The organism is Streptomyces sp. NPDC002104, from assembly GCF_053593795.1.
This window is the reverse complement of the sequence record NZ_JBSFDF010000001.1, coordinates 278,117-295,090: the sequence shown is the minus strand read 5'-3', so window position 1 is coordinate 295,090 and position 16,974 is coordinate 278,117. Positions and strand designations below refer to the sequence as shown.

15 protein-coding genes are annotated in these 16,974 nt (G+C 73.4%); 7 read left to right on the top strand and 8 right to left on the bottom strand.

Features of this window, described 5'->3' with window-relative positions:
- Positions 1-2: 2 nt before the first annotated feature.
- Positions 3-1,301, bottom strand: a complete 1,299-nt coding sequence (locus ACWCP2_RS01280) for a sulfite oxidase (RefSeq protein WP_450906499.1) — start codon at positions 1,299-1,301, stop codon at positions 3-5.
- Between the two features lie 280 nt (positions 1,302-1,581).
- Between ACWCP2_RS01280 and ACWCP2_RS01275 the strand changes: the two genes are divergently transcribed.
- The 3 genes from ACWCP2_RS01275 (at position 1,582) to ACWCP2_RS01265 (ending at position 5,823) form a co-directional block, all read left to right on the top strand.
- Positions 1,582-3,522 carry an ABC transporter transmembrane domain-containing protein gene (locus tag ACWCP2_RS01275; RefSeq protein ID WP_450906498.1) on the top strand — a complete coding sequence of 647 codons (1,941 nt, stop codon included), beginning with the start codon at positions 1,582-1,584 and terminating at the stop codon, positions 3,520-3,522.
- The gene (locus ACWCP2_RS01270) at positions 3,519-5,300 is read left to right on the top strand and encodes an ABC transporter ATP-binding protein (RefSeq protein WP_450906497.1); all 1,782 of its coding nucleotides are present in this window, start codon (positions 3,519-3,521) and stop codon (positions 5,298-5,300) included. Before ACWCP2_RS01275 ends, ACWCP2_RS01270 begins: the two co-directional genes overlap by 4 nt.
- A gap of 142 nt (positions 5,301-5,442) precedes the next feature.
- Positions 5,443-5,823, top strand: a complete 381-nt coding sequence (locus tag ACWCP2_RS01265) for a hypothetical protein (RefSeq protein ID WP_450906496.1) — start codon at positions 5,443-5,445, stop codon at positions 5,821-5,823.
- 61 nt (positions 5,824-5,884) lie between these two features.
- Here the strand turns inward: ACWCP2_RS01265 and ACWCP2_RS01260 are convergent, their stop codons facing one another.
- Entirely contained in the window at positions 5,885-6,676 is a 792-nt protein-coding gene (locus ACWCP2_RS01260) for a metal-dependent hydrolase (protein ID WP_450906495.1), read from the bottom strand.
- A 145-nt stretch (positions 6,677-6,821) separates the two neighbouring features.
- Here ACWCP2_RS01260 and ACWCP2_RS01255 point away from each other — a divergent pair, with 145 nt between their 5' ends.
- From ACWCP2_RS01255 to ACWCP2_RS01245, 3 genes are all read left to right on the top strand, one after another.
- Positions 6,822-9,344 carry a DEAD/DEAH box helicase gene (locus ACWCP2_RS01255; RefSeq protein ID WP_450906494.1) on the top strand — a complete coding sequence of 841 codons (2,523 nt, stop codon included), beginning with the start codon at positions 6,822-6,824 and terminating at the stop codon, positions 9,342-9,344.
- A 106-nt stretch (positions 9,345-9,450) separates the two neighbouring features.
- Positions 9,451-10,353 (top strand): acyl-CoA thioesterase, encoded by a 903-nt coding sequence (locus ACWCP2_RS01250; protein WP_450906493.1) that lies wholly within the window; start codon positions 9,451-9,453, stop codon positions 10,351-10,353.
- Between the two features lie 32 nt (positions 10,354-10,385).
- On the top strand, positions 10,386-10,799 hold the full coding sequence (locus ACWCP2_RS01245; protein WP_450906492.1) for a YchJ family protein: 414 nt from the start codon (positions 10,386-10,388) through the stop codon (positions 10,797-10,799).
- On the opposite strand, the gene ACWCP2_RS01240 is transcribed toward ACWCP2_RS01245, so the two are convergent.
- Together ACWCP2_RS01240 and ACWCP2_RS01235 are read right to left on the bottom strand one after the other, a co-directional pair.
- Positions 10,763-11,644: a DUF6397 family protein gene (locus tag ACWCP2_RS01240; protein ID WP_450906491.1), complete on the bottom strand. Its 882-nt coding sequence runs from the start codon at positions 11,642-11,644 to the stop codon at positions 10,763-10,765. The two genes, ACWCP2_RS01245 and ACWCP2_RS01240, sit on opposite strands and share 37 nt — an antisense overlap.
- 106 nt (positions 11,645-11,750) lie before the next feature.
- Complete coding sequence (locus ACWCP2_RS01235; protein ID WP_243340556.1) at positions 11,751-12,149, bottom strand: roadblock/LC7 domain-containing protein; 399 nt, start codon at positions 12,147-12,149, stop codon at positions 11,751-11,753.
- Between the two features lie 106 nt (positions 12,150-12,255).
- Between ACWCP2_RS01235 and ACWCP2_RS01230 the strand changes: the two genes are divergently transcribed.
- Positions 12,256-12,684, top strand: coding sequence for a PPOX class F420-dependent oxidoreductase (locus ACWCP2_RS01230; RefSeq protein WP_450906490.1), 429 nt, complete (start codon positions 12,256-12,258; stop codon positions 12,682-12,684).
- Between the two features lie 82 nt (positions 12,685-12,766).
- Here the strand turns inward: ACWCP2_RS01230 and ACWCP2_RS01225 are convergent, their stop codons facing one another.
- The 4 genes from ACWCP2_RS01225 to ACWCP2_RS01210 form a co-directional block, all read right to left on the bottom strand.
- Positions 12,767-13,405, bottom strand: coding sequence for a GTP-binding protein (locus ACWCP2_RS01225; RefSeq protein ID WP_450906685.1), 639 nt, complete (start codon positions 13,403-13,405; stop codon positions 12,767-12,769).
- Positions 13,405-13,731, bottom strand: coding sequence for a DUF742 domain-containing protein (locus tag ACWCP2_RS01220; protein WP_254381858.1), 327 nt, complete (start codon positions 13,729-13,731; stop codon positions 13,405-13,407). Before ACWCP2_RS01220 ends, ACWCP2_RS01225 begins: the two co-directional genes overlap by 1 nt.
- Before the next feature lie 71 nt (positions 13,732-13,802).
- Positions 13,803-14,246 (bottom strand): roadblock/LC7 domain-containing protein, encoded by a 444-nt coding sequence (locus ACWCP2_RS01215; protein WP_450906684.1) that lies wholly within the window; start codon positions 14,244-14,246, stop codon positions 13,803-13,805.
- The gene (locus tag ACWCP2_RS01210) at positions 14,246-16,951 is read right to left on the bottom strand and encodes a sensor histidine kinase (protein WP_450906489.1); all 2,706 of its coding nucleotides are present in this window, start codon (positions 16,949-16,951) and stop codon (positions 14,246-14,248) included. The genes ACWCP2_RS01215 and ACWCP2_RS01210 overlap by 1 nt, the downstream gene beginning before the upstream one ends.
- Positions 16,952-16,974: the final 23 nt, after the last annotated feature.

The window sequence follows — 16,974 nt, the reverse complement described above, 5'->3', positions numbered from 1 at the left end:
GATCAGACCACGGTCACCCGGTGCTGCACCACCGCGTCGAACAGGTAGCCCTGCGTGTTGTGGGCCGTGGTCGCCGGCTGGGTGCGGCCGGTGGCGTCGGTGGCCCGCGCGAGGAGCGCGGCCGGACCGGTGGCCCGCGGGGTCCACGGCAGTGACCAGCGCACCCAGCTGCCGCGGCGCGGAGCGTCGTGCAGCCGGGCCCGGTGCCAGCGGGCCCCGCCGTCGGTGCTGACCTCCACCCGGTGCACGGGCGCCGCGCCCGACCACGAGCGCCCGGTCAGCAGCCGCGTCCGGTGGACGGGCACGCTCGCGCCGTGTTCCAGCTCGAAGGCGCTCTTGAGGGTCTGGCGGGTCAGCGGGACACTGCCCTCCGGCGGCTGGCCGGGCCCGAACAGCCGGTACAGGTCGGTGTTCCACGGCGTGTAGAGCGGCTGTGCGCTCACCTCGATGTCCCCGACCCACTTGATCGAGGAGATCCCGATCCAGTCCGGTACGACGACGCGGACGGGACCGCCGTGGTCGGGCGGCAGCGGCTCGCCGTTCATCTCGTACGCGAGGATCACGTCGTCGAGGGCCTTGGAGACGGGGAGCGGGCGCCGCACCCGCCCCAGGTTCACCCCGTTGGTGACGACCTCGTCGTCCAGTCCGCGGGGCAGTACGTCCACGGCCCCGCGGGTCAGCCCCGCCCGCCTCAGGACGTCGGACAGCCGGGCGCCGCGCCAGTGGGCCACGCCGATCGCGCCGAGGGTCCACGCGGTCCCGGTCACCTGCTGCCCCTGCTGGGTGGTGTAGAAGCTGCGGCCGTTGCCCGCGCACTCGATGAACAGGGTCCGCTCGACCGCCGGCAGCGAGCGCAGCCGGTCGTAGGAGAACTCGACCGGGCCGCCGGTCAGGGCGTCGCCCCACACCGTGAGCCGCCAGTCCTGCGCGTCGAGGCGCGGGGTGACGGTGTGGTTGCGTACGAAGAACCGGTCGACGGGGGTCAGCGGGCCGGTGCCGCGCAGGGCGGCGAAGTTCGTCTCCGCGTTGGTGCCCCGGAGGGTGAACAGCTCGGGCGGCAGCGGCTTCACGGTTCCGGGCGCCGCGGCGGCGGTCGTCGTGGCGGCCGCGGTCGTCGCGCCACCGGTGGCGGCCGCGGCGGTCGTGGTGGCGCCCAGGCCCAGGGAGCCGGCCGCGGTCCCCGCGGCGAACAGCTTCAGCAGGTCGCGGCGGTCCACCCCGGAGGAGCGGGCGCGGCCGCGCGCCCACTGCCGCAGGCGCGCACGGTCGTACTGGCTCTCGTCCGACAGGTCGAGGGGCATGGCGGGACACTCCTTGGTCGTGATTCCCGACGGACCGTAGGAGCCCGGCCCCACCTGCGGGAACCTCCTCGCCCGGATGGCCACGAACCTGCAACACGGCTGCAATGGCATCCGGTTCACAGCGCCGGGCGCATCAGGAGCCACAGCCCTCACGGGCGACCGCCCCCGGGCCGCAGCACCGCCCGCGGAAAGCCGTGGCCAACGGAAAATCGATTGCCCCGGGCCGGTCCGGAACGCGAACCTTGCACGGTTTGGAACACTCGACCAGTCATGGGGCGTCATGCAGATCAGCGATCTTCCGTATCCGGACCCAGGGGTACCCGATGCTCGCTCCGGCCCCCGCTTCCTCTGGTGGCTGGGGCGGGGCCAACTCGGCGGACAGGCCAGAAGCCTGGGCTGGGGGCTGCTCCACTTCGGCGGCGTCGCGGGGCTGCCGTACACCGTGGGCCTGGGCATCGACGCCGTCGTGGACGGCGACGGCGGCCGGCTGCTGTGGGTCGGCGGTCTGATCGCGCTGCTCGGCGTCGCGATCTCGCTCGGCGACGCGATGCTGCACCGCACGGCCGTCACCAACTGGATCACGGCCGCCGCGCGGGTCCAGCAGCTGCTCGCCCGCAAGACCGCCGAGCTGGGCTCCGCCCTGACGCGGCGGGTCGCGGCGGGCGAGGTGGTGGCCGTGTCCACGGGTGACGTGGAGAAGATCGGCTGGTTCGTCGAGGCGGTCTCCCGCTTCCTGGCCGCCGCCCTGACCCTGGTCATCGGCTGCGTCGTCCTGCTCTTCTACGCGCCCACGATCGGCGTGGTCGTGGCCATCGGCATGCCGGTGCTCGCCCTGGCCGTCCTGCCGCTGCTGCCGCGCGCCACCCGGCGCGCCGACGTCCAGCGGGAGAAGGCGGGCAAGGCCACCGAGCTGGCCTCGGACACCGTGGCGGGGCTGCGGGTCCTGCGCGGCATCGGAGGCGAGGAGCTGTTCCTGGGCCGCTACCGCGAGGCCTCGCAGCAGGTCCGCGAGGCGGCCGTGCACAGTGCCCGGATGTGGGCGCTGATCTCCGCGATCCAGGTGCTCCTGCCGGGTGCGCTGCTGGTCACGGTGGTCTGGTACGGATCCTCGCTCGTCCTGGACGGCCGGCTGGACGTCGGCGAACTCGTCGCCGCCTTCAGCGCGGTGGCGACCATGCTCTACCCGCTGCGGCACTTCGAGGAGATCGCGATGGCGTACTCCTTCTCCCGCCCCTCCGCCAAGCGGGCCGCCCGGGTGCTCTCGCTGACCCGGACCGCCGCCATGGCCCAGGACGGCGGGGACGCGGAGGCCGGTCCGCAGCCGCCCGCGGTCACGGAGCCGGCCGCGGAGCGGGCTGCGGAGCCGGTCCTCGACGCCGAGGCCGTGCGGGCCCCGGCCTCCGGCGCCGACCTGTACGACCCGGAGACCGGGCTGCTGGTCCCGGCGGGCCGGCTCACCGCCGTGGTGTGCGGGGACCCCGACCTGGCGGGCCGGCTCGCCGAGCGCCTGGGCGGGCACCCGATGGACGCCGCGACCGGGCCCTCCGTCCTGCTGGGCGGGGTCGCGCTGGACGAGCTCCCTCTCGGCACCGCGCGCGAGCTGGTCCTGGTACAGGACAAGGATCCGGTCCTGCTGTCCGGGACGCTGCGCGAGCTGTTCGACGTACCGGCGTCCGGAGCGGTCGCACCGGCGGCGGCGCTCGCGGCGGCCCAGTGCGCGGACGTACTGGACGCCCTGCTGCAGTCCGCCCCGGACGGGGTGGACGACCCGATGGACGCCAGGATCACCGAGCGCGGCCGCTCGCTGTCCGGCGGGCAGCGCCAGCGGCTGGCGCTGGCGCGGTCCCTGGTGACGGACCCGGAGGTGCTGGTGCTGGACGAGCCGACCTCGGCGGTCGACTCGCACACCGAGGCGCGGATCGCGGACGGCGTCTCGGCGCTGCGCTCCGGCCGGACGACGGTGGTACTGGCGTCCTCGCCGCTGCTGCTGGACCGCGCCGACCGGGTCGTCCTGATCCACGAGGGCAAGGCGGCGGCGAGCGGCACGCACCGCGAGCTGCTGCACGGCGACCGCCGCTACCGGGCGGTCGTCACCCGCGAGACCGAGGAAGAACAGCGGGCCGAGGAAGACCCGCGGGCCGAGGGAGACCAGCGGGTCGAGGAAGACCAGCGGCTCCCGCGGCTGGAATCCGTACTGACAGAGATCGAGGAATCCGCATGATCGGCGTGGCGCCGCCGGACTATGATCCGGCCGCCCCGGAAACGGCCGCGACCCTGCCCGTGGGCAGCTCCGCGACGGTACGGGGCTACGTGCGCGGCCTGTTCAGCCGCCACCGGCGGGCCTTCCTGGTCCTGGTGGGGGTCAACACGGTCGCCGTGATCGCCTCCATGGTCGGCCCGTATCTGCTGGGCCAGGTCGTGGACCGGCTCTCGGAGGGGGCCCGCGAACTCCATCTGGGCCGGGTGGGGCTGCTGTTCGCCCTGGCTCTCGGCATCCAGACCGTGTTCGTGCGGCTCGTGCGGCTGCGCGGGGCGATGCTCGGCGAGGAGATGCTGGCCGATCTGCGCGAGGACTTCCTCGTGCGGTCGGTGGGACTGCCGCCGGGCGTGCTGGAGCGCGCGGGCACCGGTGACCTGCTGTCGCGGATCACCACGGACATCGACCGGCTGGCCAACGCGATGCGCGAGGCCGTGCCGCAGCTGGCCATCGGCGTGGTGTGGGCCGGGCTCCTCTACGGGGCGCTCGCGGTGACCGCGCCGCCGCTGGCGCTCGCCGCGCTGGTGGCGCTGCCGGTGCTGGTGATCGGCTGCCGCTGGTACTTCAAGCGGGCGCCGCGGGCCTACCGGTCCGAGGCGGCGGGGTACGCGGCGGTCGCGGCCGTGCTCACCGAGACGGTGGACGCGGGCCGCACCGTCGAGGCGCACCGCCTCGGCGGACGCCGGATCGAGCTGTCGGAGCGGCGGATCAAGGAGTGGACGGCGTGGGAGCGGTACACGCTGTTCCTGCGGACGGTCCTCTTCCCCGTCGTCAACGTCACCTACGTGACGATCCTCGGCTCGGTGCTGATGGTCGGCGGGTACTGCGTGATCCAGGGCTGGATGTCGGTGGGGCAGCTGACCACGGGGGCCCTGCTCGCGCAGATGATGGTGGATCCGATCGGCCTGATCCTGCGCTGGTACGACGAGCTGCAGATCGCGCAGGTCTCGCTGGCCCGGCTGGTGGGCGTGCGGGAGATCGAGCCCGACGCGGGCGATGCGGGCGTCTCCCCGGACGGCCGGGACGTCCGGGCGGACCGGGTGCACTTCGGGTACCGCGAGGGCGTCGACGTACTGCACCAGGTGTCGATGTCGGTGCCGCCGGGCACCCGGATGGCGCTGGTCGGTCCCTCGGGCGCGGGCAAGTCCACGCTGGGCCGGCTCCTGGCGGGCATCTACGCGCCGCGGACCGGTGAGATCACCCTCGGCGGGGCGCGGCTGGCGCAGATGCCGGCGGAGCGGGTGCGCGAGCACGTGGCCCTGGTCAACCAGGAGCACCACGTGTTCGTCGGCTCCCTGCGGGACAACCTGCGCCTGGCCCGTACGGAGGCGGGCGACGCCGAGCTGTGGGCGGCGCTCGGCGCGGTCGACGCGGAGGACTGGGCGCGGGCGCTGGACGCCGGTCTGGACACCGAGGTCGGCTCGGGCGCCTCGGCGCTGACCCCGGCTCAGGCGCAGCAGATCGCGCTGGCCCGGCTGGTGCTGGCCGATCCGCACACGCTGGTGCTGGACGAGGCCACCTCGCTGCTGGACCCGCGCGCGGCCCGGCATCTGGAGCGCTCGCTGGCCCGGGTGCTGGACGGCCGGACCGTGATCGCGATCGCGCACCGGCTGCACACCGCGCACGACGCGGACGTGATCGCGGTGGTCGAGGGCGGCCGCATCACCGAGCTCGGCTCGCACGACGCCCTGGTCGAGGCGGACGGCGCGTACGCCGCCCTGTGGCGCTCCTGGCACGGCTGACCGGGCCGACCGGACCCCGCCTGCCCTGGATCCTCGCCCACGAGGTCCAGGGCAGGCTCCTGTGCGGACCTATCCGACGCGGACCCCGTCTGGGATGCTGAAGGCCGGGCTGAACGGGGGGCGGACGGTGTTCACAGAACCCATGGCGCGAGCCGTTGTGGAACCAGCGGTGGCCGAGCTGGTGCGGAGGTACCCGCGCGGCAGGCCGTTCTCCACCACGGTCTCCCTCGGCGGGGACGACTTCAGCATGTGCGCCCACGTGCGGGCCCAGTGGGCGGCGCCCGGGCAGGTGAGGATCGCACTGGCCTGCTGGGTCGTCAATAAGGACACCGCGCGCTATCTGGGTGGCAGCCCGCCGGCCGTGGAGGAGATGCGTCTGCCGCCGGAAGGCACGGCGCAGTGGGACGAGGAACTGACCGGCCGGGTGATCGGCCACCTCGCAGCGCGGATGAAGGCCCTTTCCGCCGCCGTGCCGACCGGCGACGACCACCTCACCATCACGGTGCCCCTCGTCCTGACGTAGTCCGGGGAGCGGAGGGGAGCGGAGCGGGATCGGCCGACGGCCCGGCGAACAGGCCCGCCCGTCAGAAGAAGCCGAGGGCCGAGGCCGCGCCTGCTCCGCCGAGGAGCATGAAGACGGGCATCAGGACCTTGAGCTCCACCCAGCTGCCGGCGCGGAAGCGCATCATCTTCGGCGGGCCGATGGGGTACCAGCGCTTGCCCGCGATGGGCAGGGGCCACAGGATCGGGCAGCCGGAGACGGTCAGGGCGTCGCCGATGTCGTGGACCAGGGCGCCGAGCACGATGGGGATGCCGAGCCACAGGTATTCCTGGCCGGGAGCGGTGAAGAGCCAGTCGGATCCGTTGCCGGGCTGGTCGAGCACGCCGGCCAGTATCCAGGCGCTGGTCGCGCCGAGCAGCCAGACCAGGACGTCGCTGGACATGCGGGCGGCCCGCCACAGCAGGCCTTCGACGGCCAGGACCAGGTGGACGAAGAGGAGCGCGAGGACGCCCCACCGGTCCGTGGTGACGGCGAGCGCGGAGGAGCCCGCGCCGATCAGGACGGCCCAGACCCACGTGTGGGTCAGCGTGCGGTGGCCCCCGGTGCGGCGGGCGTCGCGCGGGGCCCGGGTGGCCTTGTAGACCCCGTAGGAGATCTTGTCGACCACCTCGCACAGGCCCCGGGAGAGCGGGCCGAAGGCGCGGGAGATCGTCGCCGACTTGTGGTCCAGGTCGGGGGCGAGGGCGGCTCCGGCACAGATGAGCGCGCCGACGACGAGGACGGGCCACGGCATCGGGTGCCCCCATGCGGCCGCCGCCGCGCCCACCCCCAGCCAGGCCGCTGCCCCGGACAGTGAGTGCGCCGGACCCATCATGGTCGTTCCCCGCCCCGGTGGTGTGCTGGTCGGGCCCTGGTGACGGTGTCGTTCGGGCCGCATCGACGGCACAGCGTACCGCCGATGATCTTCCTTCCGTCCTCCGGTTCCCTCATCCGGGGGTAAGCCAGGCAAGATGGGGGGTGTGACCCTCATTGATCAGCTCCCGCCGAACGCCGACCCCGACGCCCTCTTCGAGGCTTTCTCCTCGTGGGCGGAGGACCAGGGCATCACCCTGTACCCGGCTCAGGAGGAGGCGCTGATGGAGGTGGTCACCGGCGCGAACGTGATCCTTTCCACCCCGACCGGCTCCGGCAAGAGCCTGGTGGCGGCGGGCGCGCACTTCACGGCCCTGGCCCAGGACAAGGTCACCTTCTACACCGCGCCGATCAAGGCGCTGGTGTCGGAGAAGTTCTTCGACCTGTGCAAGCTGTTCGGCACCGAGAACGTCGGCATGCTGACCGGCGACGCCTCGGTGAACTCGGACGCCCCGGTGATCTGCTGCACCGCCGAGGTGCTGGCCTCGATCGCGCTGCGCGACGGCAAGTACGCCGACATCGGCCAGGTCGTGATGGACGAGTTCCACTTCTACGCGGAGCAGGACCGGGGCTGGGCCTGGCAGATCCCGATCCTGGAGCTGCCGCAGGCACAGTTCGTCCTGATGTCCGCGACGCTCGGCGACATGAAGCGGTTCGAGGAGGACCTGACCCGGCGCACCGGCCGGCCCACCTCGGTGGTCCGCTCCGCGACCCGGCCCGTCCCGCTGTCGTACGAGTACGTCACGACGCCGATCACCGACACCATCACCGAACTGCTGGAGACCCGGCAGGCGCCGGTCTACATCGTGCACTTCACGCAGGCCCAGGCGGTCGAGCGGGCGCAGTCGCTGATGAGCATCAACATGTGCACCCGCGAGGAGAAGGACAAGATCGCCGAGCTGATCGGCAACTTCCGCTTCACCACCAAGTTCGGCCAGAACCTCTCCCGTTACGTCCGCCACGGCATCGGCGTGCACCACGCGGGCATGCTGCCCAAGTACCGCCGCCTGGTGGAGAAGCTGGCCCAGGCCGGTCTGCTGAAGGTCATCTGCGGCACCGACACCCTCGGCGTCGGCGTCAACGTCCCGATCCGCACGGTGCTGTTCACCGCGCTGACCAAGTACGACGGCACCCGCGTCCGCACGCTGCGCGCCCGCGAGTTCCACCAGATCGCCGGCCGCGCCGGCCGGGCCGGCTTCGACACGGCCGGTTATGTGGTGGCCCAGGCCCCCGAGCACGTCATCGAGAACGAGAAGGCCCTCGCCAAGGCCGGCGACGACCCGAAGAAGCGCCGCAAGGTGGTCCGCAAGAAGGCCCCCGAGGGCTTCGTGGCCTGGTCGGACACCACCTTCGAGAAGCTCATCGGCGCCGATCCGGAGGCGCTGACCTCGCGCTTCAAGGTCACCAACATCATGCTCCTGTCGGTGATCGCCCGGCCCGGCGACGCCTTCAAGGCGATGCGCCACCTCCTGGAGGACAACCACGAGCCGCGCAAGGCCCAGCTCCGCCACATCCGCCGGGCCATCGCCATCTACCGCTCGCTGCTGGACGGCGGTGTCGTCGAGAAGCTCGACACCCCGGACGCGGAGGGCCGCACGATCCGGCTGACCGTCGACCTCCAGCAGGACTTCGCGCTGAACCAGCCGCTGTCCACCTTCGCGCTGGCCTCCTTCGACCTGCTGGACCCGGAGTCCCCGTCCTACGCGCTGGACATGGTCTCGGTGGTGGAGTCCACGCTGGACGACCCGCGCCAGATCCTCGCCGCCCAGCAGAACAAGGAACGCGGCATGGCCGTGGGCGCGATGAAGGCCGACGGGATCGAGTACGAGGAGCGGATGGAGCGGCTCCAGGAGATCACCTATCCGAAGCCCCTCGAGGAACTGCTCCTGCACGCCTACGACGTGTACAGCAAGAGCCACCCGTGGGTCCGCGACCACCCGGTCTCCCCGAAGTCGATCATCCGCGACATGTACGAGCGCGCGATGACCTTCACCGAGTTCACCTCGTACTACGAGCTGGCGCGCACCGAGGGCATCGTGCTGCGCTACCTGGCGAGCGCCTTCAAGGCCCTGGACCACACCATCCCCGACGACCTCAAGTCCGAGGACCTCCAGGACCTGATCGAGTGGCTCGGCGAGCTGGTCCGCCAGGTCGACTCCAGCCTCCTCGACGAGTGGGAGCAGCTGGCGAACCCCGAGGTGGAGACGGCGGAGCAGGCCCAGGAGAAGGCCGACCAGGTCAAGCCGGTCACCGCGAACGCCCGCGCCTTCCGCGTCCTGGTCCGCAACGCCATGTTCCGCCGGGTGGAGCTGGCCGCCCTGGATCACGTCAACGTGCTGGGCGAGCTCGACGGCGACTCCGGCTGGGACGCCGACGCCTGGGGCGAGGCCATGGACGGCTACTGGGACGAGTACGACGACCTGGGCACGGGCCCGGACGCGCGCGGCCCCAAGCTGCTCCAGATCGAGGAGGACGCGGCGCACGGCCTGTGGCGCGTCCGGCAGACCTTCGCCGACCCCAACGGGGACCATGGCTGGGGCATCAGTGCCGAGGTGGACCTCGCGGCCTCCGACGAGGAGGGCCGGGCGGTCCTGCGCGTCACCTCGGTCGGCGAACTCGGCCAGCTCTGACCCCCCTCCGGCACCGCACGGGCGGGCATCCGCCCCGCAACCGACCCCCGACCCGCAACCGACCGGCGCCCGCGCGGCGGCCGGCCCCGACCGTGGAGATCCTCTGATGACGAACCCCGCCGAGAGGCTGGTCGATCTGCTCGACCTGGAGCAGATCGAGGTCAACATCTTCCGGGGCGCCAGCCCCCAGGAGTCACTCCAGCGCGTCTTCGGCGGCCAGGTCGCCGGCCAGGCGCTGGTAGCGGCGGGCCGCACCACGGAGGGCGACCGGCCCGTCCACTCCCTCCACTCGTACTTCCTGCGCCCCGGGATCCCCGGAGTGCCGATCGTGTACCAGGTGGAGCGGGTGCGCGACGGGCGCTCCTTCACCACCCGCCGGGTCACCGCGGTCCAGCAGGGCAAGACCATCTTCAATCTGACCGCTTCCTTCCATCAGCCGGAGGAGGGCAGCATCGAGCACCAGCTGCCTCCCCGCCTCGACTTCCCGCATCCGGACGCGCTCCCGAAGGTCGTGGACGAGATCCGCGAGCACCTGGGCACGCTGCCGGAGGCGCTGGAGCGGATGGCCCGCCGCCAGCCCTTCGACATCCGCTACGTGGACCGGCTCCGCTGGACCCCCGAGGAGCTCAAGGACGCCGATCCGCGCAGCGCGGTGTGGATGCGCGCCGTCGGCCCGCTGGGCGACGACCCGCTCGTGCACACCTGCGCCCTCACCTACGCCAGTGACATGACCCTCCTCGACGCCGTGCGCATCCCCGTGGAGCCCCTGTGGGGCATGCGCGGTTTCGACATGGCCTCCCTGGACCACGCCATGTGGTTCCACCGGCCCTTCCGCGCGGACGAGTGGTTCCTGTACGACCAGGAGTCGCCCATCGCGCACGGCGGCCGGGGCCTGGCCCGCGGCCGCATCTACGACCTCGAAGGCAAGCTGCTGGTGTCGGTGGTCCAGGAGGGTCTCTTCCGTCCGTACGGCGCCAAGGCCTCCACGCCGGCCGTGTCCCCTCAGTAGTCCCTCACCTCCCCGAAGAACTGAGTGCTTCCATGCCCACCCCGGCTCCCGCTCCAGCCGTTCCCTGCCCCTGCGGGCTGCCCGCCGCCTACCCGGAGTGCTGCGGCCGCTTCCACTCCGGCGAGCGGCAGGCGCCCACGGCCGAGTTGCTGATGCGCTCCCGCTTCAGCGCCTTCGCCGTCGGCGACACCGCCTATCTCCTGCGCTCCTGGCACCCGTCGACCCGGCCGGGAGCGCTCGACCTGGATCCCGGACAGCGCTGGGAACGGCTGGAGATCCTGGCCACCGAGCGCGGCGGGATGTTCGAGACGGAGGGCTCGGTGGAGTTCCGGGCCCACTACCGCGAGGGCCGGCACACCGGCTCGCTGCACGAGCACAGTTCCTTCGCCCGGGAGAACGGGGCCTGGGTCTACGTCGGCCCCCTCTCCCCCGTCGACTTCGACTGACCCCTGGCTCCGGTCAGGGCGAAGTCGAGGCTGGTGCGGTACCACCCGATCTCCTCCGGCGGCCCGGCCCGCAGCAGCCGGGCCGCCACCTCGGCGGCCGCCGGAACCTGTGGATGCCCGTAGGGCGGTGGCGGGGCGAGCGCGCAGAGCAGGATGCGTTCCGCCGGGTCGGGCACGGTGGCGCGCACATCGTCCTCGGGAAGCACGGAGGCCAGGACGGCCGCCCGCTCCCAGGGGTCGGCGGTCCGTCTCAGCAACAGCCCGACGTGCCGTTCGCGCCACTTCCGGGGGCGCAGGTCGGCCCTGGCCGCCATCAGCTCCCGGTCCGCCGGCGGCGCGCTCCCCGTCAGCATCGCGGGCTCCCGGGCCGCGAAGTCCCGTAGCTCCACGGTCAGATACAGCCACACCACCGCCCGGTAGCGGTTGATCCGGTATCCCACCGGAACGAGGTGTCCGCAGCGGGCGAGCCGGGTGAACCGGCTCGGGCCGACCCCCAGCGCGGCGGCCGCGGCCTCCGTTCCCGCGACCGTCGCCACGCGCTCGCGCAGCGCCTCCGGGTACCCCGCGGCCGAGCGGACCCGGTCGAGCTCGGTCCGGGTGTACCGAGCGGCCCCGGAGACCCCCGGCGGGCCGGCCCGTACCAGACCCAGCTGCACGGCCCGGGCGAACTCGACCCGGCTCAGTCCCAGTTCCCCCGCGGCGCGTCCGCCGCCCAGCAGCCCGGCGACCTCGTCGCACCCCGCCGCCACCGCGGACTCCGCCGTCGCCGCCACCGCGGACTCCGCCGTCGCCGCCACCATCGCAGCCGTCGCCGCCGTCCGCGGCGCCTGGACCGTCTGTGTCATCGCGCTCTCCCCACCAGAGTGATTACTGTGTGTGAAGAACGTAACTCAGAGCAACGACACCTCGCAGGGCCTGTGGACAACCGCACAGGGCAGGCCCCGGACCCCCTCAGCCGCCGGTGATCCGCCGCTCCGCGACACCGAGGTGCTCGCCCACCCGGTTCACCAGCAGCGTCATCTCGTACGCCACGTGCCCGATGTCGGCCTCGGAGGCGCTCAGCACGCACAGGCAGCTACCGGCACCCGCCGCCATGACGAACAGGACCCCGTCGTCGTACTCGACCATCGTCTGGCGGACCTCGCCCGCCCGGAAGTGCCGCCCCGAGCCCTTCGCCAGGCTCTGCAGTCCCGCCGCGACGGCCGCCAGGTGCTCCGCGTCCTCCCGTGCCAGCCCCGCGCTCGCGCCCGTCACCAGGCCGTCGTTGGAGAGCACCACCGCGTGCCGCACCTGCTGCACCCGCCGCGTCAAGTCGTCCAGCAGCCAGTCCAGCTGCTTGTCCAGCGCCATATCCAGTCCCTCCCCGTCGACGCGGCCGGGCCGGCCGCGCCCCACCCCGCATGGTCGTGCCGCCAGCCTTCCCCACCAGCGGCTTTCCGGCAAGGAGGATGGGCCCATGGTGAAGAAGATGACTCAAGAGGAATGGCGGGAGTTCGTCTCCCACTCCACCCGCACCGGAAAACTGTCCACCGTCCGTGAGGACGGAAGCCCGCACATCGCTCCCATCTGGTTCGTTCTCGACGGCGACTCCTTCGTGTTCAACACCGGGAAGGACACCGTCAAGGGGCGCAATCTGGCCCGCGACGGGCGCGTCGCCCTCTGCGTGGACGACGACCGGCCGCCCTTCGCCTACGTCGTCCTCCAGGGCCGGGCGGAGATCAGCGAGGACCTGGACGCGATGCTGCCCTGGTCGACCAGGATCGGCGCCCGCTACATGGGTGCGGAGAACGGCGAGGCCTTCGGCCGCCGCAACGCCGTCGCCGGGGAGCTGCTCGTGCGCGTCCGCATCGACAAGGTGATCTCGGCCGCCGGCGTGGCCGACTGACGGCGTCCCCCACGGCGCCGTCCTCCCGCAGCGCCGCCGGGCCCCGCGCCACGCCCGCGACGCGCCCCCGCCGCGGGCCGGTTCACACCGAATCGGCCCGCGGTTCCACGGATTCCAGCAGGCGCGCCGTGTGCACCCGGCCCGCGTACTCCACCAGCCGGATCAGCACTTCCTTCCCCGAGTCCTTGTCGCGCGCGTCGCACAGCACCACCGGCGTCCCCTGGTCCAGGTCCAGCGCCCGCGCGACCTCGTTCGAGGCGTAACGCCGCGCGTTCGCGAAGCAGTTGACGGCCACCACGAACGGGATCCCGCGGTGCTCGAAGTAGTCCACCGCGGGGAAGCAGTCCTCCAGGCGCCGCGTGTCGGCGAGGACCACCGCGCCGAGCGCGCCCTGCGACAGCTCGTCCCACAGGAACCAGAACCGGTCCTGTCCCGGGGTCCCGAACAGGTAGAGCGACAGACCCGACCTGATCGTGATCCGCCCGAAGTCCATGGCCACGGTCGTGGTCGTCTTCTGGTCGACCCCTCCCGTGTCGTCGACCAGCTCGCCCGCCTCGCTGAGGAGTTCCTCGGTGCGCAGCGGCCGGATCTCGCTGACCGAACCGACCAGGGTCGTCTTGCCGACACCGAAGCCGCCCGCCACGAGTATCTTCAGCGCGAGGGCGGCCAGTTCCTCGCCGCCCTCGGCGGCCGGCGCCGGCCCTTTGTCCTGCAGTCCCATCACAGCGCTCGCAATCCCTCGATGACTTCACGCAGAATCCGCTCGTCCGGCAGCTGTGCGGGCGGCACCGGCCGGCTGACCTTGACGTGCCCGGCCTCCAGCAGGTCCCCGAGCAGTACGCGCACGACGCCCACGGGCAGGTCCGCGTCCGCCGCGAGTTCGGCCACGGACTGGGTCTCGTCCCGGCACAGGCCGAGCAGCGCCCGGTGCTCCGGTCCCAGCAGCGACTCCGCCGCCTCGTCCGTTCCGGCCGGGTCCACGACGACCAGCGCGATCAGGTCGAAGCGGACCCCGTGGGGTCCCGGCTTTGTCCGTCCACCCGTCATGGCGTACGGACGGACGAGCGGGCCCGCGTCGGCGTCGTACCACTGGCCGTTCGTGCTCAAGGCCGCCGCCCTCAACCGGCGGCCGGCGGGCGCGCCGCGAACCGGGCCGGGGTGTAGAGGTGCTCGCCGACCCGCTTGACCAGCCGGGCCATCTCGTAGGCGATCAGCCCCATGTCGGCTCCGGCCCCGCTGAGCACGGCCAGGCAGGAGCCGTCTCCGGCGGCCGCCACGAAGAGGAAGCCCTCGTCCATCTCGACCATCGTCTGGCGCACGCCCCCGGCGTGGAAGTGCCGGCCCGCGCCCTTGGCCAGGCTGTGGAAGCCGGATGCCACGGCCGCCAGGTGCTCGGCGTCCTCCCTGCTGAGTGCGCTGGAGGCGCCCACCGCCAGGCCGTCGTTGGACAGGACCACGGCGTGCCGGACCTCGTGCACCCGGACCACGAGGTCGTCCAGCAGCCAGTCGAGTTCGCCCGACCTGCGGGCGCCGTCGAGGTCGATCCTCTGATGTTCGATCATCATCGTGCTCCTTCGCCTTCGCCAGTACTGCCTGTGCCGCCCGTGGGCCCCGTCGGCCCGGCACCGCCCGGACCGGATGCCCCGGCCTCGCCGCTCGCCTGGGTGCCCCGCACCCAGCCGGCCCGGTACGCCGCCATCCGCTCGCGCGCCTGCTCGGGGCTCCGGCCGGGCGGCCCCTCCGCCCCCCGGACACCGGCCGGGGCCTTGGGGGAAGGGGCCTCGCGCAGCTGCGGGACGAGGCTCGCCTGCCGGACCCGGCGCGGCAGTTCGGTGACCGTGGCGGCCGGGCCCGAGGGGGCCGACCTCGACGGCGCCGATGAGCCCGGGGTGGCCGCCGTGACCGCCGGGGCGGGCGTACGGGGAGCCGCGCCCGCGGAGCCGCGCGGCCGCAGCGGGGCCACCGGGGAGGGCCGCGGTTCCTCCCGTACGGGGCTCCGGTCCGGGACCGGGACCCCGCGCGCGTCGTCCCGTACGACGCTGATGGCCTGGGAAGCCTCCCGGAACCGCTCCCGTACCGGTTCGGTGACCGGCTCCGGAATCGGGGTCGGCGCCGTGGCCGGGGCCGCGGTGTGCTCGGCCTCGGGCTGCGGGGCGGCGGCCGTCAGGGCGCCCTGGAGCAGGGAGTTGGGGAGGAGCACCACGGCCGTGGTGCCGCCGTACGGTGACATGCGCAGGTGCACCTTCACACCGTGGCGGGCCGAGAGGCGGCTGACCACGAAGAGCCCGAGCCGGTCGCTGTCGAAGAGGTCGAGGGCCTCGGACTGCTCGATGCGGCGGTTCGCCTCCTGGAGGGATTCCCGGCCCATGCCGAGCCCCCGGTCCTCGACCTCCAGGACGTAGCCCGCGCCGACGGGCTCCCCGCTGACCCGGACCTTCGTGTGGGGCGGGGAGAACTGGGTCGCGTTCTCGATGAGTTCGGCCAGCAGGTGGGTGAGGTCGGCGACGGCTCCGCCGACGACCGCGGCCTCGGCGAGCTGGCGGACCTCGACGCGCGGATAGTCCTCGATCTCGGAAACCGCGGCCCGTACGACATTCGTCAGCGGGATCGGCATCCGCCACGCGCGCCCGGGAGCGGCGCCCGACAGGATGATCAGGCTTTCCGCGTGCCGCCGCATCCGGGTCGTGAGGTGGTCGAGCCGGAAGAGGTCGCCGAGCTCGTTCGGGTCGTCGGCGCGCCGCTCCATCGAGTCGAGCAGGGTGAGCTGCTTGTGCACCAGGACCTGGCTGCGCCGGGCGAGGTTGACGAAGACCCCGCTCACGCCGCTGGCCAGTTCGGCGCGTTCGACGGCGGCGCTCAGCGCGGCCCGGTGGACCGTGTCCAGGGCCTCGCCGACCTGGGCGATCTCGTCGTCCGCGGCCGGACCCCGCGGGGTCTCGGCGGCCACGTCGATGTCCTGGCCGGCCCGCAACCGGTCCATGGCCCGCGGGAGTTTGCGGTGGGCGATCTCCAGCGCGGTGTTGCGCAGGGAGACCAGCTCGACGACGAGGGCCCGGCCGATGCGGACCGAGATGACGAGCGAGGCGGCGACGGCGGCCAGGCCCAGGAGGACGGCGGCTCCGGCGGGACTCAGCGCACCCGCGCCGAACGGGTCGGCGCGGTCCGCGGAGGCCGCGTGGGCGGCGTCCCCGATCTCCCGCATCGAACCGGCGACCGAGGTGTACGCGGCCTCCCAGCCGGCGGGCGGACCCGCGGCGCCCGCGCCGCCCGCGGCGGCCAGCGCCCGGTCCTCGGCCCCGGTGAGCTCGGCGTAGGCGGCGCTCTTCGCGACGGACTGCCAGGCGTCCTGCTGCGCGGCGGGAAGGTCCCGGGCGGCGGAGGCGGTCAGGGCCCGCCGGGTCTCGACCGCGCCGGTGAGCCGGCGAAGCGTTTCGGCGGTGCGCGGCCCCGGCGCCGTCAGCAGGGCGTCCTCCCGCGACAACTGCTCCCCGGCCCGCGCGAACTCCAGCAGGATCCTGGCGTCGACGCCCAGTTCGGCGTCCTCGCCTCCTCCGGAGAGGGCTCCGCCGACCTCCAGCGCCGTGTCGATCACCCGGCTGTACGTCTCGTACGCCGCTTCCGGGGTCGCCCGGTGGGCGGCGACGTCCTTGCGCACCGGGCCCAGTCCCTCGGCGGCGGCGACGAAGGCGCGCAGCCGGATGACGATGTCGGTGCGGTAGTCGCCGGAGTCGGCCACGGTGTTGCTGTCGCCGAGCCGCAGGGCCCGTACGGAGCCGTCGGTCCGGCGCGCCTGTTCGTCCAGGGCGGCGGCCTGCCCGGGGGCCTGGGCGGCGGCCGCCTGGCCGCTGGTGGGATCGGCCAGCAGCCGTGCCGCCGTGCGCCGTTCGGCCTGCAGCGCGGAGACGGCGGCGTCGACCGGGGCCCGCAGTTCCCGGTCGACGCGCTGGACACGGCTGAGGCGGGCGACGTCCTGGGCCGCGTCGACGGTCGCGAAGGCCCACAGGGCGAGGAGGGAGACCACCGGCACCATCAGCAGCGAGACGATCTTCGCCCGGACGGTGGCGGGACGCAGCCGCAGGCGCGGACCTCCGCCGCCGCCCCCGGCCGCGCCGGATATCGCCCCGGGCATCCCGGAGGCCGCGCGGCCCACCGGCTCCTCGGCGGGCGGTCCGGCGTGCGCCCGGCGGCCCGGACCCTTGGCGCGGCCGCCCGCCGGCGCGGGCGGCCGCGACGCCGCTGCTTCCGGTGTTCTGCGGGGTCTGCGCATGGGCTCCTCGTTCCGGGCGGTGC